Raw genomic sequence first — 25,030 nt, 5'->3', positions numbered from 1 at the left:
AGCGCAAACATGCGTACAACATTTTTAGCAAAACCAGGTGAAATCGAAAAGAAGTGGTATATTATTGATGCCAAGGACGTTGTTTTGGGACGTCTGTCAACAGTAGTAGCTTCAATTTTGCGTGGTAAAAACAAGCCAACGTTTACACCAAATGTTGACATGGGTGACAATGTCATCATCATCAATGCAAGCGAAGTTAAGTTGACTGGTAAGAAGGCCACTGATAAGGTTTATTACCACCATTCAAACCATCCAGGTGGCTTGAAGGCTCGCACAGCTGGAAACTATCGTGAATTCAACCCTGAAAAGTTGGTTGAATTATCAATCCATGGTATGTTGCCAAAGAACACTTTGGGACGTAAGCAAGGCTTGAACTTGCATGTGTATGCAGGTGCAGAACATGGCCATGCAGCACAAAAGCCCGAAGCACTTGACATCAACAAGTTAGTTTAAAGAAAGGAGAATCTGAATTATGACTACAGCAGTACAATATGCCGGCACAGGTCGTCGTAAGAACTCAGTTGCTCGTGTACGTTTGGTTCCAGGTAATGGCCAAATCACAATGAACGGCAAGTCAATCGAAGAATACATTCCTTTTGCTAACTTGCGTGAAGTTGTTTTGCAACCATTTAACGTTACTGAAACTTTGGGTAACTATGATGTATTAGTTAACGTTATCGGTGGTGGTTATTCTGGTCAAGCTGGTGCAACACGTCACGGTATCGCCCGTGCTTTGTTGACAGTAGATCCTGATTTCCGTGCAGCATTGAAGGCAGCAGGTTTGTTGACTCGTGACTCACGTATGAAGGAACGTAAGAAGCCAGGTTTGAAGAAAGCCCGTAAGGCATCACAATTCTCAAAGCGTTAATATATGTTATTCTGAAAATTATGATCGATACCGATTATACGAAACAGAATTACTTAAAATATTGAGTTTAAAAGCACACAACTTTATCAGGTTGTGTGCTTTTTTGTGAGTATTAAAATAACTGTTTTTGAATATTATTATTTTATGTAAAATTTGATCGTTCATAAATAATCCATGAGATTAAATAGGTGGAAAAGGTAATAACAAGTAGCGAACTTAGCATGATAATTATAAATATGCTGACAGTTGTTACGTTTGCGGCTAATGATAAACTAAAAAATAACGAGGCGACAATAACAAATATTAAACCGTAGACCATAACTTGGAATGTTCTCTTCATAGCGAAATAGCTGACATATTGCTCACGCTCATCTCTAACACTAAACTCGCCATCATTAATATTGTAACCATCTTTGGCACATTTCTGATAAAAGTGCTTACAGACATCAAAAATTAAAAACCAAGCAGCTAACAAAAACCAACCATATCCGAAATGGATTTGAGATGAGCTTGGTGTTGGTTGTGGTGAAAGTACAATAGATTGAATTAAAGCAAAACCTAGTATAAATATAGTAATCATGTTGCCAGTCTGTTCAAAAATTATTTTTTTCATATCTCGTCTTCCTCATTAATAGTAAATAGATCAGTAAGGGGTGTTTTCAATGCCTGTGCTAATTGAAAAGCTAACATTAGGGAGGGCGTATAGTTACCTTTTTCAATTGATACAATTGTACGACGTGAAACACCAATATTTTGTGCAAGGGTGCCCTGTGTTAAATTAAGATTTTTTCTAATATGTTGAACATTATTGTCTATTTTCATATTATATTTCCTAATCCCAATGTGTAATAAACTTCACAAATAGTATATCATTCATAAAAAGTGAAGTCAACTTCACTTTTTAAAAATAAAACTAAAAAATAGTAGAAAAACCTTGCCAATGAATTTCGGATTTGATATACTAATATAGTTGTTTGAGATATGGGAGTGTAGCGAAGTCTGGCTAAACGCGACGGACTGTAACTCCGTTCCTTCGGGTTCGTAGGTTCGAATCCTACCGCTCCCATTGCCGATTTTAGCTAACGGCAAAAGAAATTAGCTATTGCCCCTTCGCCAAGTGGTAAGGCATCGGTTTTTGGTACCGACATGCGCTGGTTCGAATCCAGCAGGGGCAATGTTTAAAGGAATCTGTATAGATTCCTTTTTTGTTATCGATTTTTTTAATCAGTTAAAATAAAAAAGCTATGCTTGTTAGCATAGCTTTTGATGATGCAGTTGGCGGGAGTCGAACCCGCACGCCCTAAAACGGGCACAGGATCCTTAATCCTGCGCGTCTGCCAATTCCGCCACAACTGCATATCAATTGACAACTATATAATTATACCTATTAAATTCATGGTCGTCAATAGATATTCCATGACAGGCAACAAGTAATTTTGGTAGAATAGAGCTAATGGAGAAAAAACATGAGATTTTTTAATCGAAAAAAAACAGAGACGGTGACGCCTGAAATAAAAGCAAAAAATGAGGTCCTACAAAGTGAAAATGATGATTTATTGGATCAAATAGAAGCTTTGAAATTAGACGTTTCAGAATTGAAATCAGAAAATGAACACCTGACTGAACTTTTATCACGTAGTAAGTATCAGCAGAAATTAACTAAAACAGGTGGTGGATTGGCTGTTTTATTCATTAGTTATATGTTATTAACATTATTTGGTGAACCTTCTCGTTATATGATTTGGTTGCTATTGATTGAGGCTGTATTTATTTTTATGATGCTTAGAGGAGATGAACAATGAGTCAACATAATGCCACAAGAGTACCGTTTGTCGTTGCCAATTGGAAGATTAACAAATTACACGCTGATGTAGCGGACTTTTTGGACAAAGTAAACGGTAAAGTGCCCGCTCAAAATATTGTAGAAACAGGTATTGCGGCTCAAGATTTATTTTTAGCTGATATGGTTCGCGCTACGGCCGACTCGCCGATTCACATTGTGGCTGAAAATGTTCATTGGGAAGATAGTGGCGCCTACACTGGTGAAACGTCGCCCAAGGCCTTAAAAGACATAGGTGCTAAATACGTTTTGATCGGCCATTTTGAACGTCGTAAATTCTTTAATGAAACTGATTCAACAGTTAATTTGAAAGTTACTGCCGCGCTTAGAAATGGCTTGCGTCCAATTATCGATGTGGATGAAGATATGAGTACGTATGCCCAGTTTATGGATGCAGAACCATCTGTTGCTCAAGTAGCTGCTGCTTTGGCAGGAGTATCGGTTGATCAAATTCGTAATGTTACATTGGCTTATGAACCAACATGGGCTATTGGTTCAGGAGAAGCCGCAAGCGCTGTGCAAGCGCAAAAAGCTGCACATTTGATACGTCAAACTTTAGCTAAATTATATTCACCAGTTATCGCTGAACAAGTACGAGTTTTGTATGGTGGTTCTGTTACACCAGAAAATGCTCGTGAAATCATGTTACAAAAAGATATCGATGGTGTTTTAGTTGGTACTTCAGCATTGGACCCAGAAAAATTCTTACAACTTGTAGCTATTGCACAAGATCCAGAAATACCTGACTTTAACGTAGATAATGCCTAATTAGTGCCCAGTTAAGTGTATTATTTTCTAGTATGTGTTTAGTAAATTTTTGAATATGACTCTTAGCCTGTGATATAATATACATGGTATATAACCGAAAACCAAAGGAGAATTAAAACATGTCTTTAATCACTGATATTATCGCACGTGAAGTCCTTGACTCACGTGGAAACCCTACACTTGAAGCTGAAGTTATCACAGAATTAGGTGGCTTTGGTCGTGGCATGGTGCCTTCAGGTGCATCGACAGGTGAACACGAAGCTGTTGAATTACGTGATGGAGACAAGTCACGTTTTGGCGGTAAGGGTACAACAAAGGCTGTTGCCAATGTTAACGATGCTATCGCTAAGGCTTTGGTTGGTAAGTTCGATGTAACTGACCAACGTGCAATCGATCAAGCTATGATCGAACTCGACGGTACAGAAAACAAGGGTAAGTTGGGTGCAAACGCTATTTTGGCTGTTTCAATCGCTGCTGCCCGTGCTGCTGCTGATGAATTAGGTGTACCTTTGTTCTCATACTTGGGCGGTGCAAATTCATACGTATTGCCAACACCTATGATGAACGTTATCAATGGTGGTGCTCACTCAGCAAACAAGGTTGACTTCCAAGAATTCATGATTATGCCTGTTGGCGCACCAACAGTTAAGGAAGCAATCCGTTACGGTTCAGAAACTTTCCACGCCTTGAAAAAGTTGTTGGAAGCTGATGGTAAGGCAACTTCAGTCGGTGATGAAGGTGGATTTGCTCCTGATTTCGCTGATAATGAAGAACCTTTGAAGTATTTGATCCGCGCAATCGAAGCTGCTGGTTACAAGCCTGGTAAGGATATCGCAATCGCTGTCGATGTTGCTTCATCAGAGTTGTATGATGCAGAAACAAAGACATACAAGTTGCGTTGGTCTACTGGTGATGAATTTACAACACCAGAATTTATCAAGTACCTTGAAGATTTGGCAGACCGTTACCCAATCATCTCAATTGAAGATCCTATTGATGAAAACGAATGGGAAGACTGGGCTACAATTACTGCAGAATTGGGCAAGAAGGTTCAATTGGTTGGCGATGACTTCTTCGTTACTAACACACAATACCTTGAAAAGGGTATCAACATGGGTGCTGCTAATTCAATCTTGATCAAGGTTAACCAAATTGGTACTTTGACAGAAACTTTTGAAGCTATTGAAATGGCTAAGGAAGCTGGTTATACAGCTATCGTTTCTCACCGTTCAGGTGAAACAGAAGACACAACAATTTCTGACTTGGTTGTTGCTACAAATGCTGGTCAAATCAAGACTGGTTCATTGTCACGTACTGATCGTATCGCTAAGTACAATCAATTAATCCGTATTGAAGAATTGTTGGATACAACTGCTAAGTATAAGGGTATTCACTCATTCTATAACTTGTCAGCTGCTGCTCGCGAAGTTATTGAAAACAAGTAAAAAATAAAAGACGACCATTTGGTCGTTTTTTTATACACAAAATTATTTAGAACCATATTTGAAAATGCTAGTTCTAGTTATAGAAGGAAATAATATGAATGGAAAGTTGAAACGTTGTTCTTGGGTAGATAAGTATCAAGATGAAAATTTCATGACAGTATACCACGATGAAGAATGGGGACAGCCACGACAGTATACAGATGCAGCACTGTTGGAACTATTAACATTAGAAGTTTTTCAAGCTGGACTCAGTTGGGAAACCTCATTAAAACGGCGCACAGCGATGAAATATGCTTTCGCTTCATATGATATTCATGTGGTTGCTAACATGAATGAAAATGATATTTTGCGGTTAAAAAATGATCCTGAGATTATTAATAACACCTTAAAAATTAAAGCTACGGTAAATAATGCCAAAATCATTGAACAATTACATGAATCATTTAATAGCTTTTCTGATTATATGTGGTCTTTTACTAATGGACAGGTCATTAACCATCATATTATTAATTATAATGAAGTTCCTAGTCAAAATGAATTATCACAGAGAATCTCTAAAGATATGAAAAAAAGAGGTTTTAAATTTATTGGCCCAGTAATCGTTTATTCATACATGCAGGCGATTGGCATTATTAATGATCACGAGCAAAATTGCGTTTTTAATCCAGATAATTTCTAATTCATATTGAAGTTACGACCTTTACCTTTTCCTAATACAACCACAATATTAAATGTGATAAACTAGCCTTAGAGGGCTCGATATATGTCAAAATTACAAGGCGTTATTCTTCTAAATACTGATGCTGCAGCGCTACAAATTGTTGATAACCGTGGACATCAAATTGAGCATGTTAGGCGTGAATATAGCGAAAATGATCTGGCATTGGCTAGCTTTTCTACAGAAGTTATGCAACGCGCACTGGATCAGTTGCAGCGATTTCAACAATTATTACGAGATTATGGTGTAGAGGATGTTCGTCTATACGGTAGCGAAAACTTGTCAAAAATGCTTAATGCCATTTATTTTGTTGATCAAGTAGAGAACATAACGGGCCTTGAGTTACTTTGGTTGAATGCCAATCAAGAGAATTATTATCGTCAACTCGCATTGCGGATTAACGATGAAAAAATTTTGAATGAGAATTATGCTTTTGTTTTGGGTATTAGTTCTACACGAATTGATTTATCTTATTTTGAAAATAATCAGTTTAAATTTTCACAACATTCGGCTATTGGACCTGTTAGATTGACGCAATCTATTCGTGATATGGCAGCGGAAATCACCGAAGTACCAGATTTAATACCAGAATTTATTGATAGTAAATTAGCCGATTTTTGGCATATGTTACCACCATTTCAATCAACAGATACAGTGGTTTTACTTGGGGCTGATGTATTAAATCATCTTTTCTTAAACAAAAAAAATAAAGCGACGATTTTGAAATCAGAATTACAGTCACTGATTGCTAGCTTTAGTCAAATGAATAAACAAGCCTTTGCAGAACGATATCATATTGAATTAAATGATATTTGGATGGTTTTCATGGAAGCGGTATTGGTTGTACAGGTTATGACAGCTGTTGGCGCAAGTAATCTTCATATTAGTAATCTGACTGTTTTAGATGGCTTGGTAATCAAAGATAATAATGCACAAGATGATATTATTACGGCAGCACGTGGGATTGCAGATCGATATATGGTTGAAGAAAAGCATCGTGAGATTGTACTTAAATATGCTTGGCGTCTATTTGATCGATTGAAAAAAATTCATCGTTTAAGCGCTCGAGATCGTCTATTATTAGGTGTTGCTGCCTTAACACATGATGTTGGTAGCTTTATTAATTCTCAGAAACATTATCAATACTCGGAAGAAATTTTAGAGGGTATTGATTTTCATGGTTTATCCACGTCTGAACAACGGATGATTGCGTCAATTGCTCGTTATCATAGTGCGGAAACACCAGATAATGCGTTAAGATCAACCCAAGATTTTTCACCAAGGCAACGGATTCGCATTGCCAAAATGGCTGCTTTACTACGGTTAGCTGATGCACTGGATGATAGCAGATTACAAAAGATTAGTAAGCTAACTGTGTCTGTTGGTTTAGAGAAAGTTACCGTAACAGGCCAAACCACTGCAGATTTACAATTAGAAATTTATATATTTGCCCAGAAAGCACATTTTTTTGAGGCGGTTTTCGGATTGCCAATTGCCTTAAAGCGCCAGGGGAAAAGAAGCTGAGGAAATATTATGATTGATTTAAAACAACCTGAATATTATGTTAATCGTGAAATTAGTTGGTTAGGCTTCAATAAGCGTGTGCTTGAAGAAGGCCGTGACACGCAGAATCCTATATTAGAACGAGCTAAATTTTTAGCGATCACGCAGAAAAATATGGATGAATGGTTCATGGTGCGTGTTGCCAGTCTACAACAGCAAATGCTTGTGGGTCATGACAAGATAGATGCCTCTGGTTTGTCACCCAAACAACAATTAGTTAAAATTTCTGCTGCCGCAGGAGAACAAATTAAAAATCAATATCAAGTACTGACACGTAGTATCATTCCAACAATGAAAAGATCAGGGTTTGAATTGCTTCATGCAGATGATTTAACTGATGAACAATTTATTTTTTTGAAAGAAATTTTTGAAAGAGAATTACGGCCTGTTCTAACACCGATGGCTATTGATAGTACGCGGCCTTTTCCTTTTTTGGCAAATGATACATTAAATATTGGTGTTCGTTTAAAAAAGAATGATGAACAATCCGAAAAGCATATTGCTGTGTTGCAGGTACCTGCAACCTCTGGCCGTGTTATTGCGTTACCGGAAGGGAACAAGGTTATTTTAGTTGAAGAGATTGTTCAACTATTTTTAGATGCACTTTTCCCAGGTTACACAATCAAAGAATCGAATGTTTTTCATATTTTACGTGATATGGAACTAGATGTTGCTGATGATGAAGATACACCTAATATTTTGCAAGAAGTACAAAGTAAATTACAAGAACGAGAACGCGGTCGAGTGATTCGTATCATTGTCAGCGCTAATACGGGCAAAATGTTGATGACAAAGCTTATCAAAGCGTTACAGGTCCCGGATGATCGAATCTATGAAGTCAGCGGTCCAATTGATTTAACATTTATCAATGCATGGTTAAAATTAATTGACGCGCCAACATTAGAATATGCACCATTTCATGGCTATGAAAATCCAGATTTATCTTCTGATAAAATCTTTGATAGTATTCGTAAACGTGATTATTTGTTGCATCATCCATATGACTCGTTCAAACCGGTGGTTCAATTTATTAAAACGGCAGCAAAAGATGATAATGTTCTGGCCATTAAAATGACTTTGTATCGTGTATCAGGTAATTCACCAATCATCAAAGCCTTGTCAGATGCTGCGCAACGTGGTAAACAGGTAACTGTTTTACTTGAAATTAAAGCTCGTTTTGATGAAGAGAATAATGTGCATTGGGCGCGCGAATTAGAGCAAAAGGGTGTGCACGTCGTGTATGGCTTACGTGGACTAAAAGTTCATGCTAAGATGGCGATGGTTGTGCGACGTGAAGATGATACGATTCGTCGCTATGTTCATCTGGCAACTGGAAATTATAATGATGTTACGGCAAATTTCTATACAGATCTGGGATTACTAACGGTGGATAGTGAATTAGGCGCAGATGTAGCTTCAATTTTTAATATTTTAACTGGTTACTCCGACCCAAGTTTTTTCCATCAATTGCATATGTCGCCCAATGGGATTCGTGAATTTATTTATGAAAAAATTAATGTAGAGATCATGAACGCTAAAGCAGGAAAATCATCAGGGATTAAAATGAAGTTTAATTCTTTATCTGATGAACGAATGATTCGGCATTTATATGAGGCCAGTGAAGCCGGCGTTCCAGTTGAATTAATTGTTCGAGGAATTACAATGCTTAAGGTTAATATGCCCAAAATCAGTGAGACCATTGCAGTTCACTCAATTGTTGGTCGTTTTCTGGAACATAGTCGAATTTTTATTTTTAATAATGATGACAAACCATTAGTTTATTTGTCTTCGGCAGATTTAATGACGAGAAATCTTGATCGACGAGTTGAATTACTATTTCCAATTCGACATACTCATTTATCGCAACAAGTCATAAATATTTTCGAAACGATGTGGGAAGATAATGTTAAGACACGTGTTTTGAAAACTGAGGGTAACTTTGAAAAAATTGATCGAAGAGGATTAGCTTCAGTGAACGCACAAGAAATGTTTATAGCGGAATCGATGGCCAAACAGGTAGAGTTAAAACAACAGCAAGAACGGGAGAGCGCTCAAAAAGAATTTGAGCCGATTAATAATCCATTTACGGGAGGTGAAGTATGACTGTTATAGCAGTGATTGATTTGGGATCAAACTCAGTGCGTATGACGATTAGTAAATATCATCAAGATGGGCATTATGAAGTATTAAGCCGACTGCAAGAGATGGTGCGTCTTTCTGAAGGAATGGGTGAAGATAAGGTTCTACAGCCAGAAGCCATTAAACGTACGTTAAACGCTCTAAAAAGCTTCAAAGAGGCACTTGAAGAGCATCCTAAAGCAAAAATACGTGCGGTAGCTACTGCAGCCGTACGTCAAGCGACAAATCAAGCTACTTTTTTATCTGAATTTGAAAACACAATGAAATTTCCACTACAAGTTTTGACGGGTGAAGAAGAAGCACACTATGATTATGTCGGTATCGTCAATACTTTAAACATTAACGATGCCTTGATTTTGGACACCGGCGGTGCTTCAGCAGAATTGATTCTGGTCAGAAATAAAGTATCAGTTCATGAGATTAGTTTACCTATTGGTGCAGTAACTATCAGTGAAATGTTTTTAGAAAAAAATGTTATTAATGCGGCTTCTTTGTTTAAAGCAACGGTGGCTTTGAGACAAATGTTTGGGGATGTGTCTTGGCTAAATGATGCGATGCATTTGCCAGTCGTGGCCTTGGGAGGTAGCAATCGTACATTGGCAAAAATATCTCGTCGTCAGAAAAAAATTACAGATATGCCAATTCATGGTTATCATTTAAGTATGCAAGATGCAACTGAAATCTATCAGACCATCTTAAGCAAAAATTTAGTTGAGCGACAGAAAATGGCAGGATTGGCAAAAGATCGTGGTGATATTATTGTTGGTGGATTATTGCCATTAATAGAATTATTAATTCTATTGAGTGGACAGCAAGTTATTTTCTCACAAGCAGGATTACGTGAGGGGATTTTGTTTGAAACAATTAAACAAGACACAGGGCAAGATGTGATTGCACCAGAACCAGCCTCAATGACGGTGGATTAAATTCACACAAAAAAACAGTCAATAGTACTATTGACTGTTTTTTTGTGTGTGAATGATCCACCCGGGAGTCGAACCCGGATTTCAAGAACCGGAATCTTGCGTGCGATCCATTACACTAGCGGATCATAACTATTCAATTATATCTTATTTTAATGGAATTTCAAAGTGTGTTTCATCACCGATGATAAATTGAATGTGGCCTGAAAATTGGTTGGTTAAATCAGTTTGAAATTGAAGTAGTGTTTCTTCGGCTACGGGTACTACGATGTGGACATTGGTGTCATATTGACTATCAATTACTTGAAAATTATGCTTAGTTAGCCAGTAGGTCAAAGAATCTACGTGTTTATAATCAAGTGTAATGGTCACTTTAGTTCTAGTTAACCTTTCAACGATGTTGACTGATTTTAAGCCTTCGGCTGCTGTTCCTGCGTAGGCGCGAATTAATCCGCCAGCACCTAACTTAATACCACCAAAATATCGTGTGACTACTGCTACAATATCATGCAATTCATTTTTTTGTAGTACTTCTAAGAGTGGAACACCAGCCGTACCACTTGGTTCGCCATTATCACTGTAACGTTTGATGGCATCATTTTCTCCCAAGACGTAAGCAAAAACATTGTGTGTCGCTTTATAATGCGTTTTACTTACTTTCTCAATAAAATCTCGAGCATCGCCTTCGGATGTAATTCTGGCGAGACTTAAAATAAAACGTGATTTTTTAATTTCTTGTTCCCAGGTGAATGTCTTAGGTTGAATTGTGAGGTATTTTGTCATATAACGTATTATACAGCATGAATGATGATTATTTCTATGGTCGGCAAATTGTACAACCTAAAACAGAGTCTACGAAAAGAAATGTGAATGAAGCATTTATAGGTACAATGTGCCAACGTTGTGGGCAAAATGATATTGAAAAACTGCCTAAGAAGCACTTTTATTGTAAAGCGTGCATTATGTTAGGTCGTGTGAGCTCGTTAGACAACTTAGTTTCATTACCGGAACCCAATCAATTTAGTGGACAGACTGAATTAACCTGGCAAGGTCAGCTGACTACCCAACAAAAACAAGTGAGTGATACATTATTAAAAGTACTATCACAAAGGCGTACGCATTTAGTATGGGCGGTGACAGGTGCGGGGAAAACCGAGATGCTATTTCCAGTTATTTATAAAGCACTTAATCAAAAACTTCGAGTGGCAATTATTTCACCACGAATTGACGTGATTGTGGAGCTTGCCCCAAGAATACAGGCAGCTTTTGAAAAGACTGATATAGTGGTTCTGCATGGTAATCAAGTAGAGCAGTATCGATATACTCAACTAGTTTTAGCTACAACACATCAAATGTTACGCTTTTATCGTGCTTTTGACTTGCTTATTGTTGATGAAATAGATAGTTTTCCATTTGCTGGGGACAAAATGTTGGCTTATGCTGTGAATAAAGCTAAAAAAGTGAATAGTGCGTTGATTTATCTTACAGCTACACCAACAACTACTTTGCGTAAACAACTAGGTAAAACATTGACAGCATCTTATTTACCATTAAGATTTCATCAGCACTTATTACCAGAATTAAAAGTTAAGTTAGTAAATAACTGGCGTAAAAGGCTGCCTCGAAAAGTTGAGCAACAGATTAAAGAACTTATTCAATTAAAACGGCAATTTTTGATTTTTTTGCCACGGGTTGCTGATTTAAAACCGTTATATCAAAAACTGAATAAAATATTTCCAGAAATTAAAAGCGATTATGTATATGCGGCTGATCCACAACGACAAGCAAAAGTACAAAAGATGCGGGATGGAGAGATACAATATCTTATGACAACGACTATATTAGAAAGAGGTGTCACTTTTCCTGGTATTGATGTGCTCATTTTAGGCGCTGATGATAAGGTTTTTAGTGAGAACGCTTTGGTTCAAATTGCTGGTCGTGTAGGGAGAAGTGTGACGCGACCCTATGGATTGGTCCTGGCCTACGTGCAACATATTAATTTAAAAGTACTTGCTGCACAAAAACAAATTATGACAATGAACCGCCGAGGTCGAGCCGTTAAATATAAGTCAAAACCAGACAGTATGGTAATAGAAAGTGAAAAATTATGATTTGTGCTTTGTGTCGAACAGAATTATTTGAAGTGGATTCTTTCTTACAGTTCTTTGGGTTAGTAAAAACAGAAGGCAAAGAACTATGTTATTCATGCCAGAGTGGTTTTGAGATAATTGGGTCAGACTGTTGCCCAGACTGCGGTCGTCAACAAGTTAATCGTCAAAAATGCTATGATTGTCAACGTTGGCAATACCAGCAAAAGCCTTCACTGCACCATCGAGCACTTTATAAATATAATGATGCTATGCGGTCATTCATGCAACAATATAAATTTACTGGTGATTATATGCTGCGTAAAATTTTTAATCGTCAGTTAATTCAGTTGGTCCATAATACAAATATGGATTTGGTTGTACCCATTCCTGTGAGTCAATATACGATGCGGACACGAGGATTCAATCAAGTGACAGGTATGCTAGAGGGAATCCAACTAACTAATGCATTACAGGTTATATCCGTTAAAAAGAGGCAGCAATCAAATTTAAATCGTAATGACCGCATGAAAAGGAAACAACTTTTTGACATACAAGATTCAACATTAATTATTGGAAAGAGTATTTTACTTGTAGATGATGTCTATACTACAGGAAGTACATTGCATTGTGCTGCTGAGTTATTAATATCTTGTGGAGCAGTTTCTGTGAAAAGTGTTTCACTAGCACGTTGAAAATGAATAAGACGCTCATTTTACAGTAAACGCTTTCAAGTATGATATAATAAAGACAGAACCAATATAAAATAACTAGACGAATGATATTAATTTAGAATTTTATCATTAATCTAGGCACTTTGGAGGAATTAGTTTATGTTAGATTACAATGTACGTGGTGAAAATATCACAGTCACAGATGCAATTCGTGAATATGTGGAAAAGCGCTTAACGAAACTAAATCGTTATATTGAAGAAAGCGCTAAAGCTAATGTTAATTTGCGCACATACAAGTCTGATAACTCTGGTAAGGTCGAAGTAACTATTGTATTACCTTACGTGGTTTTACGTGCAGAAGATACTAATCAAGATTTATACACAGCAGTTGACAATGTTTCTGAAAAAGTAGAGCGCCAAATTCGTAAATATAAGACTAAGATCAACCGTAAGTCAAGAGAAACAGGATTCAAGGGCATTGATTCTAAGGGTGAAATTCCGGATGATGAAGTTGATGACTCAGTATTGCAGATTGTGCGAACTAAGCAAGTCGACTTAAAACCAATGTCTCCTGAAGAAGCTGCTTTGCAAATGGATTTGTTGGGCCATGTGTTCTTTATCTTCAAAGATGCTGAGTCAAACACGGATTCAGTAATTTACAAGCGAGCTGATGGGAAATATGGTTTGCTTGAGACAGCTGAGTGATTTTTCTCAGGTACGTGTTTAGTGATGAAAATGGGGAACATTTTTCCATAATTTAGTTAAGAAACGTAAAAAGTTTATAAAATTATCCACAAGACCTCTTAAATTGCGTATGCTATACTAAGCAGAGTTTAAAATAAAGAGGTCTTTTTATGTCGGGTTGGCGAACAATATTAGAAAATAAGCGTAGTTTGATTAAGTGGCTGGTGGTCACAATTTTACCTGTGATACTGGTAGCGGGGTATTTAGGATCCGTTAGTCATGTCACACAACATGCGTATCGATTAAGAGTAGGTGTTGTTAATTTAGATAGTGCGGCACAATTTGAGGGTGAAAAACAAAATGTTGGTACTAAGTTAACTGATCAACTGTTAACGAATAAAAAACTCACCTTTAAAAGTTACAAATCACAGCAAGAAGCGCAGCAAGCGCTTAAGTTGGGGCAAATAACGAGTGTTATTATTTTTCCAAAGCAAATGACAAAGCAGTTGGCATCATTCAAAAGTACTGGTCAAAATGTTAGTGTAAAACAAACTATAGCAACAGGCAATAATCAATTTGCTACACAGTATTCACAACAAATCATTACTAATCTGATTGGTGAAATTAATGTTAAACTAAGTATGGGTATATCGAATGATTCCACACTTAAAAATTTGGCTAAGCAAAGTAATACTTTAGCTGATAAAACAGCTGATCTGCAAGCTAATCTACAAGCTGTTGGTAATGCGATTGATATTGATACAGCTAAGGAATTACAATCTGATACAAATGACTTAACTACGCAATTGGCAACTTACACTGTGGAATTAAACACGGCTATTAGTAACAGTGACACTGATAAAATAAAAGAAGCGGCAGCAAAAATAAATGACGTATCTTATAAAATGCAGACGACTGTTGCTGGTGGGATTAGTAATATTACAGCTAATTTGAGTAACACTAAAGCATTGAGTCAACAGTCAGGAATCATACAGTCAGATGCAACAGCTGTTAAAAATGGACAAAATTCAATTTCTAGTAAGTTAAATTCATTACTAAGTGATAAGGCTGATACAACGTCTTCATTGACACAAATGCTTACATTATCGACAACTGACATTCGACAGGTAAAAAATAATGGTCAAGCTATTTTTGCGCAATGTGTAGCTATGGGAGTGACAGCTATGGCTATTCTCTTTGGCTTAGTATTGTCGATTAAACCGTTGAAGCCAGAAGCACTTGCGCTTGAACAATGGTGGGGTACTTTTCAAGTGGGCGGTGTACTAAGTGTCATCAGTGCGCTATTAATGACAGGCAGTGCAGTATTGTGGCATGTGCCTATTACAAATGTTTGGTTTGCTACTGGTATCATTGTGTTAGCTGAGTGGGTTATGATGAGTATCATCTGGTATTTGAAACAGTTACTTGGTCAAAATGGTTGGTGGCTAGCGCTTGGATTGTTCATACTACAGGCTGTTATAGTGGTAATTAGCTATCCAAGCATTGTTCAAGAAACGGTCTTTGGTGTATCGAGAACATTCTGGCCATTAAGTACACTAATCAGCGCCTTGAATCATCTTATATTTGGTGGAGATGTGCAACAAGAAGTAATGATCTTGATTATTTGGTGGATTATCTTAACAATTTTATTGGTATCAAATTATCGTTTGCAACAACGTCATCGTTTGATTGAAAAAGTAGTTGAATAAAAAAAGTGGGCTGATTATCAGCCCACTTTTTTATTTTTATACATTTTTATTCTGCTTAAAATACTGTTGTATCATCATTAAAGTTTGTTATTTTAACATCATGCTCATTTAATTCAAGTTGCATGATGGCACCATTTTTGACGCTGACTTTTGCAAAATCTTGATAACCAAAATAATCAGCAATGGCTCGTATAGTAGTCCCATGTGAGACGATTAAGATGTTATCACCATCATGGTGACGTGATTGGATATCTTCAAATCCATGACGTATACGTGTTATGAATTGTTGATAATTTTCAGCAAGGTTAAACGGATCACCTTCGTTGACGAGATTCATGGCAGCAGGCATACCGTATTTGGTGATAACATCAGAAAAATCTGAAAAATTATCATTTTTGTACGCACTTAATGTTGTTAAGACGACACCAGTGTGAACACCTTCAAACGATCCAAAATTCTCTTCACGAAAATCAGGCAATTGAACGGCTTCTCTAGGTGATTTAGCTGTATTGTTTGCTAAAATATAGCGCGATGTGTGGATGGCTCTTGTTAAGTCAGATGAATAGGCACCATGAAAATGGACCTTAGCCAAACGAGTACCAGCTGCATAACCATCTTGAATTCCTTTTTCTGTTAAAGGGGCATCAGACCACCCTTGGAAGCGATGCAATAAATTAAAGTAGGTTTCGCCATGGCGTACCATATAAATATTGACTGTCATAAGTTTCCTCCTGAAGATGACTATTTTTATTTTACCACAACATCTGGATAACAACGTATCAAAAAAAGCATGCTTCTCAGCACACTTTTAATTAATTGTTATTTGAAGTATTTTCAGATTTTTTTTCGGAAGAAATTTCATCTTCATCAAAAATACCATTTTTATTTAAATCGTCTTTAGGTAGTGGGAATTCTTTGACTACAAACTGTGAAATATAAGCATTGTCGTAATCCAGTGCTGTCAATTCGAAGTTGGCAACTTTCATCGTGTCACCGGCCCGGAATTCAGGATCGTGGTTTAGAACATAGCCAGTCAACGTTACAGCATCATCATTTTCCAGTTCCTTGATATTTCTATTAAAATAACGCTCGAAATCGTATAATGTCATTTTACCTGATATTTTAAAACGATGGTCACCGAGTTTTTCGATGTAATCGTCGGCAACATCATCGATTTCATCACGTACAGTACCAAATAATTCTTCATAAATATCTTTATCTGTGATTAGTCCTGAGGTACCACCATATTCATCCACAACGATAGCAATGGGTGAACGTTTCATAATCATTTCATCCATTACATCGTGTAAATCCATGTTTTCAGGCACGGCAGGAATGTCACGCATGATTTTTGATACAGGATCAGAGGATTTAATACGTGCTTGACGTACTAAATCGTAGTTAAAGACGTAACCAAGTACTTTATCCTTGTCATTATCAGCAACTACTGGGAAGCGAGAGTAGCGTTCTTGCAGGTATAGATTTAGGCCATCTGAAATAGTAGCTGTGACATCGATAATTGTCATCGATGTACGATCAATCATGATATCAACAGCCACCTTATCGTTCATCTCAAAGGCACGTTGCATAAATGTTAAATCTTCTTCATCTAATTCTCCAGCAGCAGCTGCATTTTTTGATAATGATAAAATTTCTGTTTGAGAATAGATGTCTTCTTCGCCGTCTGTTCGGAAACCGAGTAGATGTGTGATACCATTGGACAAATGATCCAATGTCCAAATTAATGGGAATAAAGCGATATGAAAGAAACGTACTGGACGAACAATAAAAAGTAGTACCTTAACGGGTGATTCAATCGCAATATTTTTTGGCACCAAATCGGTAAATACGGCGTGAACAATAGTGAAGATAATCATAGCTGCTACTGAAGATATAGCACGAGCATACTCAGCAGGGAGTAGACCAGAGCCAAGAAGGATATCAGCAACAGTTTCTTCACCAATCCAACCTAAAATCAGACTAGTTAGTGTAATACCGACTTGTGCGGTAGAAAGATATTCAGTTAGATGTGTAGTCATATAAATGGCATTGTTAATATTACGTGAAGGCTTTTCACGTGTTTCTTGCAATGCCTTTAATGCACTTAAACGTACTTTTACTAAGGAATATTCAGTTAGTGTAAACAAAATAGCTAGTAAAAGGACCACCAAGATAATAAAAAAGTTGATGATCATAGACGGACCAGAATCCAAATTCGTAAACCTCTTTTCATTATAACTAATACACATTATAACAAAAATAGTTCGAGAACGTTTGATTTTATCACTTTCTTAATCGGTCGATTAGTATAGAAAATAAAGCCGTTTGTTTTAAAGCGGGAAGGGAACAAATATATGCTTAGCCTAATCATTTTAGTAGGATTAGTAATCAAAGTATGATATTATAATACCCTAAGTAATTATTTCATAGCAGTAAAATCATTGATATAATAACGTTTTCAGTTTTTATGTATAAATTATTTTTAATCAAGGTAGTAATTTAATCTTACATCGCCCAAAGGGAACAAATGTTCCCTGAGACAAAATTAGACCTTGAAGAATTAATTAAAAAGGGTAAACTTAAGGTCAGTAGTTCAGAGAATAAAAAACGAATATAAAAGAGGTTCATACCATGGAAAAAGTGACAGTATATACGAAATACAATTGTGTACAGTGCAAAATGACTAAAAAGTTTTTAGAGGCACAGGGGATTCCATTTAAGGAAATTAATATTGAAGAAGAAACCCAATTTGTTGAAAAGTTGAAAGCTAGTGGTCATCGCCAAACACCTGTTGTGGCAGTTGAAGGGTTACCAGCATTTTCTGGATTCCGTCCGGATGTGCTAAAGAAAATTTCTGCTTAAGTTTCCTCAACATCGTGTGGTGAAGAACTGATCGGTGTTTTTTATTACATTTCTATTAGAAAGATGTTGAGAAATTTTACGTTGAAAAACCACTATAAGCAATTTTATGTAGTTACACTAAAAGAATGCTTGATTTTAAAAGTTAAAGGACAAAATTTATGTCATTAAAAGATCTACCTTTAGAAAATGTAACCTATTTCGATTTGAATAATCAAGTCAACATTCCTAAAAATAATCAAATACAACTTGATAAAGATCAAGAGGCATTGGAAGCTTTTTTGGAGCAAAACGTTATACCTAACGTTAAGCAGTTTGATTCGTTACAAGAGCGTTTTGATTGGCTTTTTGATAACCATTTCTTAGAACGCAGTTTTATTGAAAAGTATAGTTTAGATTTTATTGGGAAGCTATATGAATATCTTAAGAATGAACATTTTAAATTTAAGTCTTTTATGGCTGCATTTAAGTTTTACAATCAGTACGCATTGAAGACGAATGATGGTGCATATTACATTGAAACTTATGAAGATCGTGTGGCAATGAATGCATTATATTATGCTGATGGCAATGAAGAACTAGCTTTACGATTAGCAGATGAAATGATTCACCAACGTTATCAACCTGCAACTCCTTCTTTTTTAAATGCTGGTCGAGCTCGTCGTGGAGAATTAGTGTCATGTTTCATTATTCAGACCTCTGATAATATGAACTCAGTTGGTCGTACGATTAATTCAGCTTTACAATTGTCAAAAATGGGCGGTGGTGTTGGAATTAATTTGTCTAATGTTCGTGAGGCTGGTGCGCCAGTGATGGGTATTGACAATGCAGCAGGTGGTGTTGTGCCAATCATGAAATTGTTAGAAGATTCATTTACATTTTCATCTCAAGTTGGTGCTCGTCAAGGTGCTGGAGTTGTTTATCTATCGGTATTTCATCCGGATATTCTGTCGTTCTTATCGACAAAAAAAGAAAACGCCGATGAAAAAATTCGCGTTAAAACATTATCACTTGGTTTAACGGTTCCGGACAAGTTCTATGATTTAGTAAAGCAAAATGAATCAATGTATCTCTTTAGTCCTGACGACGTTGAGAAAGTTTATCATCAGCCTTTTAATTATGTTGATATCACAGCTGAATATGATAATATGGTCGCAAATGATAGAATTCGTAAGCAACGAATTAGTGCGAGATCCTTAGAAGAAGAAATTTCAAAGCTACAGCAGGAGTCCGGCTATCCATATATTATTAATATAGATACTGCTAATAAAACAAATCCAATTGCTGGTAAAATTGTTTCATCTAACTTGTGTTCAGAAATATTACAAGTTCAGACACCGTCAGAAATTGATAATGAACAGCGCTATACAAAATTGGGTTCAGATATTAGTTGTAATTTAGGATCTATTAATATTGTGAACATGATGAAGACCACCGATTTTGCTCAATCAGTTGATACTATGGTTCGCGCATTGACTTTTGTTTCTGATTCCTCAAATTTGGATGTTGTGCCATCAATAGATTTAGGCAATAAAGAAAAACATGCAATAGGCCTTGGTGCTATGGGGCTGGCTGCTTATTTTGCACAAAATAAGATGTATTATGGGGATGAAGAGTCATTAGATTTCACCACCACATTCTTTATGATGCTTAATTACTATTCAATACAGGCATCTATGGAAATTGCTAAAGAACGCGGTGAAAAGTTTTATCAGTTTGAAGAATCTGCTTACGCAGACGGTACATATTTTGACAAGTATGTAGAGCAGGATTGGTCACCAAAAACTGATAAAGTGTCTCAAATTTTTGATGACTTCGATGTACCTACAAAACAAGATTGGATAGTGTTAAAAAGGCTTGTTGCTGAATTTGGTATGTATAACGCTTATCGTCATGCCATTGCACCAACAGGGTCAATTTCTTATGTAAATGATGCAACAGCTTCACTATTGCCAATTGTCAATAAGATTGAAGAACGTCAAGAAGGTATGATTGGAAAAGTCTACTATCCTGCTCCAGGTTTAAGTAGCGAATCAATGCCTTATTATGTTTCCGCTTATGATATCGATATGCGAAAAGTGATTGACGTTTATGCTGCAGCACAAGAACACATTGATCAAGGAATGGCCTTGACGTTATTTATGCGGTCAACTTTACCTGAACATTTGTATGAATGGAAAGATAATCGAACTGCTAAAATGACAACACGAGACTTGAGTATACTACGTAATTATGCTTTCAATAAGGGTATTAAGTCGCTTTATTATATTCGTACCTTCACAGATGATAATCAAGAATCAGGTGTTAATGAATGTGAAAGTTGTTCAATTTAGAATGAACAGAAGCTACATCTTGCTATGAAATGAAGGAACCGATGACAACTATAAACATTCTTTATGCCTCAACAGAGGGTAATACAAAATCATTTATTGAAAAATTAGCTGTAATTGCGGAATCTACAGGTGATGAGTTTCATGCACGTTTGATCGGTGATGAAACAGAATATGCAAATGAGGAACAACCTTACGTTGCATTTGTCCCAACCTATTTAACTGGTGGGACAGGAATTGGGCCAGAAGTTAAAGAAATTTTCACAAATGCTCTGGGGGAATATATTTCTTTCGGTAATAATGCTGACTATTTAAAAGGGGTAGTTGGTTCTGGGAACCGAAATTTTAATGTACAATTTAACCTAACAGCAATTCGTTATGGAAACAAATTCGGTGTTCCGATGATTGCGGCATATGAGTTGCGAGGCAGCAAATTTGATGCAGAAAAAATATATAATAAGATAAAACCTTACTTTGGAGAATGAAATGGCACATATTAATGATGGCTCGTATACAGCGATTAATTGGAACAATATTGAAGATGAGTTAGATAAGGCAACATGGGAAAAGCTGACGCAGCAGTTTTGGTTGGATACACGAATTCCGATTTCTAATGATTTACGTACTTGGCGTGGAAATATGTCAGTACAAGAACGCCAGACAATGAACTTAGTTTTTGGTGGCTTAACAACTTTGGATACTTTACAATCGCAAGATGGTATGGCTCAGCTTAAAATTGATTCAACTAACCAAAAAGAAGAAGCAGTATTGAACAACATCCAATTTATGGAATCTGTTCATGCAAAGTCTTATTCATCTATTTTTGAAACTTTGAATGAGAAAATTGAAATTGAAAAAATTTTTGAATGGGCTGATTCTAATGAATTTTTGCAATATAAGGCGAATAGAATTAATGATATTTATCATAATGGGACAGCCCTACAGAAAAAAATAGCTTCTGTGTTTTTGGAAACGTTTCTATTTTATTCAGGCTTTTATACACCATTGTACTTTTTAGGGCATAATAAGATGCTGAATGTTGCTGAAATCATCAAGTTGATTATTCGTGATGAATCTGTCCATGGAACGTACATTGGGTACAAATTCCAAATTGGTTTCAATAAACTATCCAGTGATGAACAGACAAAATTGCAAAGTTGGATGTATGATCTACTTTACGAATTATACGAAAACGAAGAAAAATACACACATGAGTTGTATGATGATTTAGGTTGGACAGAACAAGTATTGACATTTTTGCGTTATAACGCTAACAAAGCCTTAATGAATTTGGGTCAAGAACCTATGTTTCCCGATGGTGCTGAAGATGTCAATCCAGTTGTAATGAATGGTATTTCCACATCAACAGCAAACCATGACTTTTTCTCTGGTGTTGGTAATGGTTATCTATTGGGTGAGGTTGAAGCTATGGATGATGATGATTATAATATTGGATTGAAGTAATAAAAAAGAATCGCGTATGCGATTCTTTTTTATATTTCATCATGCGAGAAGAAAGGCAATGATATAAGATATTTTGCTAGTATAGGATATAGCTTGCCAGCTAAGATAACCCACGAGTAAGCTAATAAAATTGCAGCAACGGTGTCAGTGAAATAATTGGCATTGAAATACATCCGAGACATTATGTTCATTACACCAACAAGTATTATCCCCCATGAAATTAATATTCTTTTTTGATAAGATTCAATGTTAGGGATTACTACTAGGAACAGTATAAAGATAACTGAAAAAATACCGAACACATGGCTACTAGGGAATGAAGAACCTTGATCGCTGAGTAAGTGGCCAACCGGACGTGTTCGAGCAACTATTAGCCGTATGAATGAGTTGAGTATATATCCTAAAATAATCGTGGATATTGACCAAATTGCTGGAATCCGTAAATTAGCTAAAATCAATACACCAGTTAGGATTAATATATAAATGATATCCACTATGGGTGACCCGAGAAAAGAAAAGACAGTCATTATTGCATCATTTAAATTATTTTGAATACCTGTCGTAAATGAATGAATCGCATTGTCTAACGATGGAATAAGAAAGTTTATTTTTAAAGACAGGGCGAGAATAATCACGGCAATAAAATATATAATAGCATGACGTAATTGTTTATTTTTTACGGAAATAATCATTGTACTGATCCCCAGAAAGAGTTTTTTTAACTCCTTCTAGTATAATGGATTAACTATGGAAATTACAATACTATCATTCCTAATGTAATAACCATATTGACAAATATGGAATTCGTTCAATTACCTTTATAATCGGGAGCTAATTTATTGACTGGTGGTGTAAATTCACGCATTGACTCTGCTAAATGAACAAAATTAGTCACTAGATGTTGGTTAGGTGCGCTAATGCCATGTTTGTCTGCCAGATCAGCAATCCAACCGTTAATATAGTCAACTTCTGTTGGACGCCCTTTAACAAAATCTTGATACATCGATGGGAAATGTAACGGATTACCAATAGTTGAAACATAATCCACTTGCTTAACCATTTCATCACGTGTTTCAATCAACGAAATACCTGCTGCTTCGGCAGCATCATAGGCCTCATTAATCAATGGACGAGCAATACCTTCTAAAAAATTGTCGTAGGCCATTAGCTGTCCCATGCGTGATTGGAACATTGTGGCAATTGAGTTTTCAACTGCATTGAAAAAAACTTTAGTTAACAATGTACCCATGAAATTTTCGGTGTAAGAAGGGTTCAAATGGGCAGCTTTGAAATCTTCTTGGATTTGATCCATAACAGCTGATGGCTTTTCAGTTAGATTAGCATAAACTGAACTACCCATATTTTCATCACCCATGAAGTCAACGTCACCATAATCATTTAGAACTGTGGCAATCATTGCTGTTCCACCAATAATATATTCATCATCAAAGTATTGTTGTAATTTTTCAATATGTCCCATACCATTCATGGCACCCAGAGCGGTTTGACCAGATTTGAATTTCGGGGCAAGTCGTTCTAATGTATCTTGTAACTGCATTTGCTTCATGAAAAAAATCCAAACATCTGGATTGCCATCGTATTCTTCTGGAGAAAAAATGTTAATTTTAATTTCGTGGCGATCTTTGTGATCGCGAGACTTCCAGACCTTGTCATCTTGTGCGTGAATCTTATCGAGGCTCGCTTGTGTTGGTTCAACAAAATCAACTGAAACCCCAGCGTTTTCTTGAAGCAAAATACCATAACGGAGTCCCATTGCACCAGCACCAACAACTGTATATTTCATAATTATAATAGCCTCCAAACTTTTTATGAGATAATACTAATCCTTTTATCACGAAAAGTCAATGTACTCTATGCATTAACTGAGCGCTTTGTGGAGATACGATAGGATATTTTAATATTTTAAACGATAAGACATAAATCATATAACGTTCATTTAGACTAGCTGTTATAATATTATGGTATGCATATAGTATATTTTAACAACCAACAATATATCGCTCAAAATATTAATATGACCTTGTTAGTAGTAATATTGAGTATTTTTTTCTTAGCATACTACACGTTCACTACAACACGGCAACGAACTTTTTCTTGGTATCAATTCTTGGGACGTATCATTTTATCAATCTACTTAGTAACTGTGACTGGATGTACATTAACTTTTTATAAATGGTCGTCATTGGATTCTTACCTAGCAGTTATCAAAGGCTATGGTACTTTTGGCAAAGTGTCATTTGCTCATTTATCATTATTTAATTCTAATCACGTTGCCTTGAGCTGGTATCAGATGATTGGCAATCTAGTCTTATTAATGCCACTAGGATTTATAGCGCCTTTTATTTTTCCAAAATGGCGAGAATTCTTTCGTGTCATACCAAAGATATTTTTAACTACGTTTATGATTGAAATGATTCAAGGAATAAGTACATTTTTATACCTATCAAATCGTATATTCGATATAAACGATTTAGCAGTTAATACTACGGGCGGTGTCATTGGATACTTTTTATACCTAGTTACTACTAGATTGCTGAAAGGAAAAAATATTTTTTCGAAACATCTTAAGGAAGGTAAAATAAGTGAGCACAATATTTATATTAAGCCTTAATCTGATATGTATATACTTCTTTTTTTGGTTAATTAGACCAATAAATTTTGCCAAGATTATGCCGTACACCCCCCGACAAGCAGCGTTTTTGAAAGTAGTGCTTGCTATTGTAGGGGGATACTTGTTGGCAAGCTTTTTTGTTTCGGCAACCAATTGGATTTTGCAAATTCCGTCAAGCATATTGGGAAGTTAGTTGTGCGGGTGTCTTTCGTTTTGGAGTGAGTTGGTAAAAGAATCAAACCAAAAATGACTTGATGATATGGTATAATTTAATAGATTATATACAAAAATAATTACTATTAATAAAAGTTAAAGTCTCGGAGACAT

26 protein-coding genes and 3 tRNA genes are annotated in these 25,030 nt (G+C 36.2%); 21 read left to right on the top strand and 8 right to left on the bottom strand.

Going from position 1 to position 25,030, the window contains the following annotated elements:
• The first annotated feature begins 9 nt into the window (after window positions 1-9).
• Window positions 10-453 (top strand): 50S ribosomal protein L13, encoded by a 444-nt coding sequence (gene rplM / locus ESZ47_RS05935; RefSeq protein WP_148605617.1) that lies wholly within the window; start codon window positions 10-12, stop codon window positions 451-453.
• A 19-nt stretch (window positions 454-472) separates the two neighbouring features.
• Window positions 473-868, top strand: a complete 396-nt coding sequence (gene rpsI, locus ESZ47_RS05930) for a 30S ribosomal protein S9 (RefSeq protein ID WP_002815996.1) — start codon at window positions 473-475, stop codon at window positions 866-868.
• A 142-nt stretch (window positions 869-1,010) separates the two neighbouring features.
• Here rpsI and ESZ47_RS05925 read toward each other — a convergent pair whose 3' ends face one another.
• Both ESZ47_RS05925 and ESZ47_RS05920 read right to left on the bottom strand, forming a co-directional pair.
• On the bottom strand, window positions 1,011-1,481 hold the full coding sequence (locus ESZ47_RS05925) for a DUF2178 domain-containing protein (protein WP_148605615.1): 471 nt from the start codon (window positions 1,479-1,481) through the stop codon (window positions 1,011-1,013).
• Complete coding sequence (locus ESZ47_RS05920) at window positions 1,478-1,690, bottom strand: helix-turn-helix transcriptional regulator (protein WP_148605613.1); 213 nt, start codon at window positions 1,688-1,690, stop codon at window positions 1,478-1,480. The genes ESZ47_RS05925 and ESZ47_RS05920 overlap by 4 nt, the downstream gene beginning before the upstream one ends.
• Window positions 1,691-1,851: 161 nt before the next feature.
• Between ESZ47_RS05920 and ESZ47_RS05915 the strand changes: the two genes are divergently transcribed.
• Together ESZ47_RS05915 and ESZ47_RS05910 are read left to right on the top strand one after the other, a co-directional pair.
• A tRNA-Tyr gene (locus ESZ47_RS05915) sits at window positions 1,852-1,934 on the top strand.
• A gap of 37 nt (window positions 1,935-1,971) precedes the next feature.
• Window positions 1,972-2,043: transfer RNA gene (locus ESZ47_RS05910), tRNA-Gln, on the top strand.
• Window positions 2,044-2,138: 95 nt separating this feature from the next.
• Here ESZ47_RS05910 and ESZ47_RS05905 read toward each other — a convergent pair.
• Window positions 2,139-2,224: transfer RNA gene (locus ESZ47_RS05905), tRNA-Leu, on the bottom strand.
• 110 nt (window positions 2,225-2,334) lie between these two features.
• Here ESZ47_RS05905 and ESZ47_RS05900 point away from each other — a divergent pair.
• The 7 genes from ESZ47_RS05900 to ppx all read left to right on the top strand — a co-directional run bounded on the left by ESZ47_RS05900 (window position 2,335) and on the right by ppx (window position 10,267).
• Complete coding sequence (locus ESZ47_RS05900; RefSeq protein ID WP_148605612.1) at window positions 2,335-2,670, top strand: hypothetical protein; 336 nt, start codon at window positions 2,335-2,337, stop codon at window positions 2,668-2,670.
• The gene (gene tpiA, locus ESZ47_RS05895) at window positions 2,667-3,476 is read left to right on the top strand and encodes a triose-phosphate isomerase (RefSeq protein ID WP_148605610.1); all 810 of its coding nucleotides are present in this window, start codon (window positions 2,667-2,669) and stop codon (window positions 3,474-3,476) included. The genes ESZ47_RS05900 and tpiA overlap by 4 nt, the downstream gene beginning before the upstream one ends.
• A gap of 119 nt (window positions 3,477-3,595) precedes the next feature.
• Window positions 3,596-4,921 (top strand): phosphopyruvate hydratase, encoded by a 1,326-nt coding sequence (eno, locus tag ESZ47_RS05890; RefSeq protein WP_148605608.1) that lies wholly within the window; start codon window positions 3,596-3,598, stop codon window positions 4,919-4,921.
• 94 nt (window positions 4,922-5,015) lie between these two features.
• Complete coding sequence (locus tag ESZ47_RS05885) at window positions 5,016-5,600, top strand: DNA-3-methyladenine glycosylase I (RefSeq protein WP_148605606.1); 585 nt, start codon at window positions 5,016-5,018, stop codon at window positions 5,598-5,600.
• 84 nt (window positions 5,601-5,684) lie between these two features.
• Entirely contained in the window at window positions 5,685-7,163 is a 1,479-nt protein-coding gene (locus ESZ47_RS05880; RefSeq protein WP_148605604.1) for a Ppx/GppA phosphatase family protein, read from the top strand.
• Window positions 7,164-7,172: 9 nt separating this feature from the next.
• Window positions 7,173-9,305: an RNA degradosome polyphosphate kinase gene (locus tag ESZ47_RS05875; protein ID WP_148605602.1), complete on the top strand. Its 2,133-nt coding sequence runs from the start codon at window positions 7,173-7,175 to the stop codon at window positions 9,303-9,305.
• A complete protein-coding gene (gene ppx, locus ESZ47_RS05870; protein ID WP_148605601.1) occupies window positions 9,302-10,267 on the top strand; it encodes an exopolyphosphatase in 966 nt (321 codons plus the stop codon). Before ESZ47_RS05875 ends, ppx begins: the two co-directional genes overlap by 4 nt.
• Before the next feature lie 144 nt (window positions 10,268-10,411).
• Here ppx and ESZ47_RS05865 read toward each other — a convergent pair whose 3' ends face one another.
• Window positions 10,412-11,047: a YigZ family protein gene (locus ESZ47_RS05865; protein ID WP_148605599.1), complete on the bottom strand. Its 636-nt coding sequence runs from the start codon at window positions 11,045-11,047 to the stop codon at window positions 10,412-10,414.
• A 17-nt stretch (window positions 11,048-11,064) separates the two neighbouring features.
• Here ESZ47_RS05865 and ESZ47_RS05860 point away from each other — a divergent pair, with 17 nt between their 5' ends.
• From ESZ47_RS05860 to ESZ47_RS05845, 4 genes are all read left to right on the top strand, one after another.
• Window positions 11,065-12,375, top strand: coding sequence for an ATP-dependent helicase ComFA (locus ESZ47_RS05860; protein WP_148605598.1), 1,311 nt, complete (start codon window positions 11,065-11,067; stop codon window positions 12,373-12,375).
• A gap of 260 nt (window positions 12,376-12,635) precedes the next feature.
• The gene (locus tag ESZ47_RS09530) at window positions 12,636-13,046 is read left to right on the top strand and encodes a ComF family protein (protein WP_244307561.1); all 411 of its coding nucleotides are present in this window, start codon (window positions 12,636-12,638) and stop codon (window positions 13,044-13,046) included.
• A 138-nt stretch (window positions 13,047-13,184) separates the two neighbouring features.
• Entirely contained in the window at window positions 13,185-13,730 is a 546-nt protein-coding gene (gene hpf / locus ESZ47_RS05850) for a ribosome hibernation-promoting factor, HPF/YfiA family (RefSeq protein WP_148605594.1), read from the top strand.
• Window positions 13,731-13,879: 149 nt separating this feature from the next.
• A complete protein-coding gene (locus ESZ47_RS05845; protein ID WP_148605593.1) occupies window positions 13,880-15,418 on the top strand; it encodes an ABC transporter permease in 1,539 nt (512 codons plus the stop codon).
• A gap of 55 nt (window positions 15,419-15,473) precedes the next feature.
• On the opposite strand, the gene ESZ47_RS05840 is transcribed toward ESZ47_RS05845, so the two are convergent.
• Window positions 15,474-16,139: a histidine phosphatase family protein gene (locus ESZ47_RS05840; protein ID WP_148605591.1), complete on the bottom strand. Its 666-nt coding sequence runs from the start codon at window positions 16,137-16,139 to the stop codon at window positions 15,474-15,476.
• 91 nt (window positions 16,140-16,230) lie between these two features.
• Window positions 16,231-17,631 (bottom strand): hemolysin family protein, encoded by a 1,401-nt coding sequence (locus ESZ47_RS05835; RefSeq protein WP_148605589.1) that lies wholly within the window; start codon window positions 17,629-17,631, stop codon window positions 16,231-16,233.
• A gap of 418 nt (window positions 17,632-18,049) precedes the next feature.
• Here ESZ47_RS05835 and nrdH point away from each other — a divergent pair, with 418 nt between their 5' ends.
• From nrdH to nrdF, 4 genes are all read left to right on the top strand, one after another.
• The gene (gene nrdH, locus ESZ47_RS05830; protein WP_148605587.1) at window positions 18,050-18,280 is read left to right on the top strand and encodes a glutaredoxin-like protein NrdH; all 231 of its coding nucleotides are present in this window, start codon (window positions 18,050-18,052) and stop codon (window positions 18,278-18,280) included.
• A gap of 158 nt (window positions 18,281-18,438) precedes the next feature.
• A complete protein-coding gene (gene nrdE / locus ESZ47_RS05825) occupies window positions 18,439-20,610 on the top strand; it encodes a class 1b ribonucleoside-diphosphate reductase subunit alpha (RefSeq protein ID WP_148605585.1) in 2,172 nt (723 codons plus the stop codon).
• Between the two features lie 41 nt (window positions 20,611-20,651).
• Window positions 20,652-21,092: a class Ib ribonucleoside-diphosphate reductase assembly flavoprotein NrdI gene (locus ESZ47_RS05820; RefSeq protein WP_148605583.1), complete on the top strand. Its 441-nt coding sequence runs from the start codon at window positions 20,652-20,654 to the stop codon at window positions 21,090-21,092.
• A gap of 1 nt (window position 21,093) precedes the next feature.
• Complete coding sequence (gene nrdF, locus ESZ47_RS05815; RefSeq protein ID WP_148605581.1) at window positions 21,094-22,071, top strand: class 1b ribonucleoside-diphosphate reductase subunit beta; 978 nt, start codon at window positions 21,094-21,096, stop codon at window positions 22,069-22,071.
• 29 nt (window positions 22,072-22,100) lie between these two features.
• Here nrdF and ESZ47_RS05810 read toward each other — a convergent pair whose 3' ends face one another.
• Window positions 22,101-22,763, bottom strand: coding sequence for a phosphatase PAP2 family protein (locus ESZ47_RS05810; RefSeq protein WP_148605580.1), 663 nt, complete (start codon window positions 22,761-22,763; stop codon window positions 22,101-22,103).
• 116 nt (window positions 22,764-22,879) lie between these two features.
• On the bottom strand, window positions 22,880-23,875 hold the full coding sequence (locus ESZ47_RS05805) for a ketopantoate reductase family protein (RefSeq protein ID WP_148605578.1): 996 nt from the start codon (window positions 23,873-23,875) through the stop codon (window positions 22,880-22,882).
• A gap of 180 nt (window positions 23,876-24,055) precedes the next feature.
• Between ESZ47_RS05805 and ESZ47_RS05800 the strand changes: the two genes are divergently transcribed.
• Both ESZ47_RS05800 and ESZ47_RS05795 read left to right on the top strand, forming a co-directional pair.
• Window positions 24,056-24,703: a VanZ family protein gene (locus tag ESZ47_RS05800; protein ID WP_148605576.1), complete on the top strand. Its 648-nt coding sequence runs from the start codon at window positions 24,056-24,058 to the stop codon at window positions 24,701-24,703.
• Window positions 24,675-24,896 (top strand): DUF1146 domain-containing protein, encoded by a 222-nt coding sequence (locus tag ESZ47_RS05795; RefSeq protein WP_148605575.1) that lies wholly within the window; start codon window positions 24,675-24,677, stop codon window positions 24,894-24,896. Before ESZ47_RS05800 ends, ESZ47_RS05795 begins: the two co-directional genes overlap by 29 nt.
• The last annotated feature ends 134 nt before the right edge of the window (window positions 24,897-25,030 follow it).

The sequence above is a fragment of the Leuconostoc litchii genome, assembly GCF_008107645.1.
GTDB lineage: Bacteria > Bacillota > Bacilli > Lactobacillales > Lactobacillaceae > Leuconostoc > Leuconostoc litchii.
Note: the sequence above shows the minus strand (reverse complement) of the source record. Positions and strands in the feature narration are given on the sequence as shown.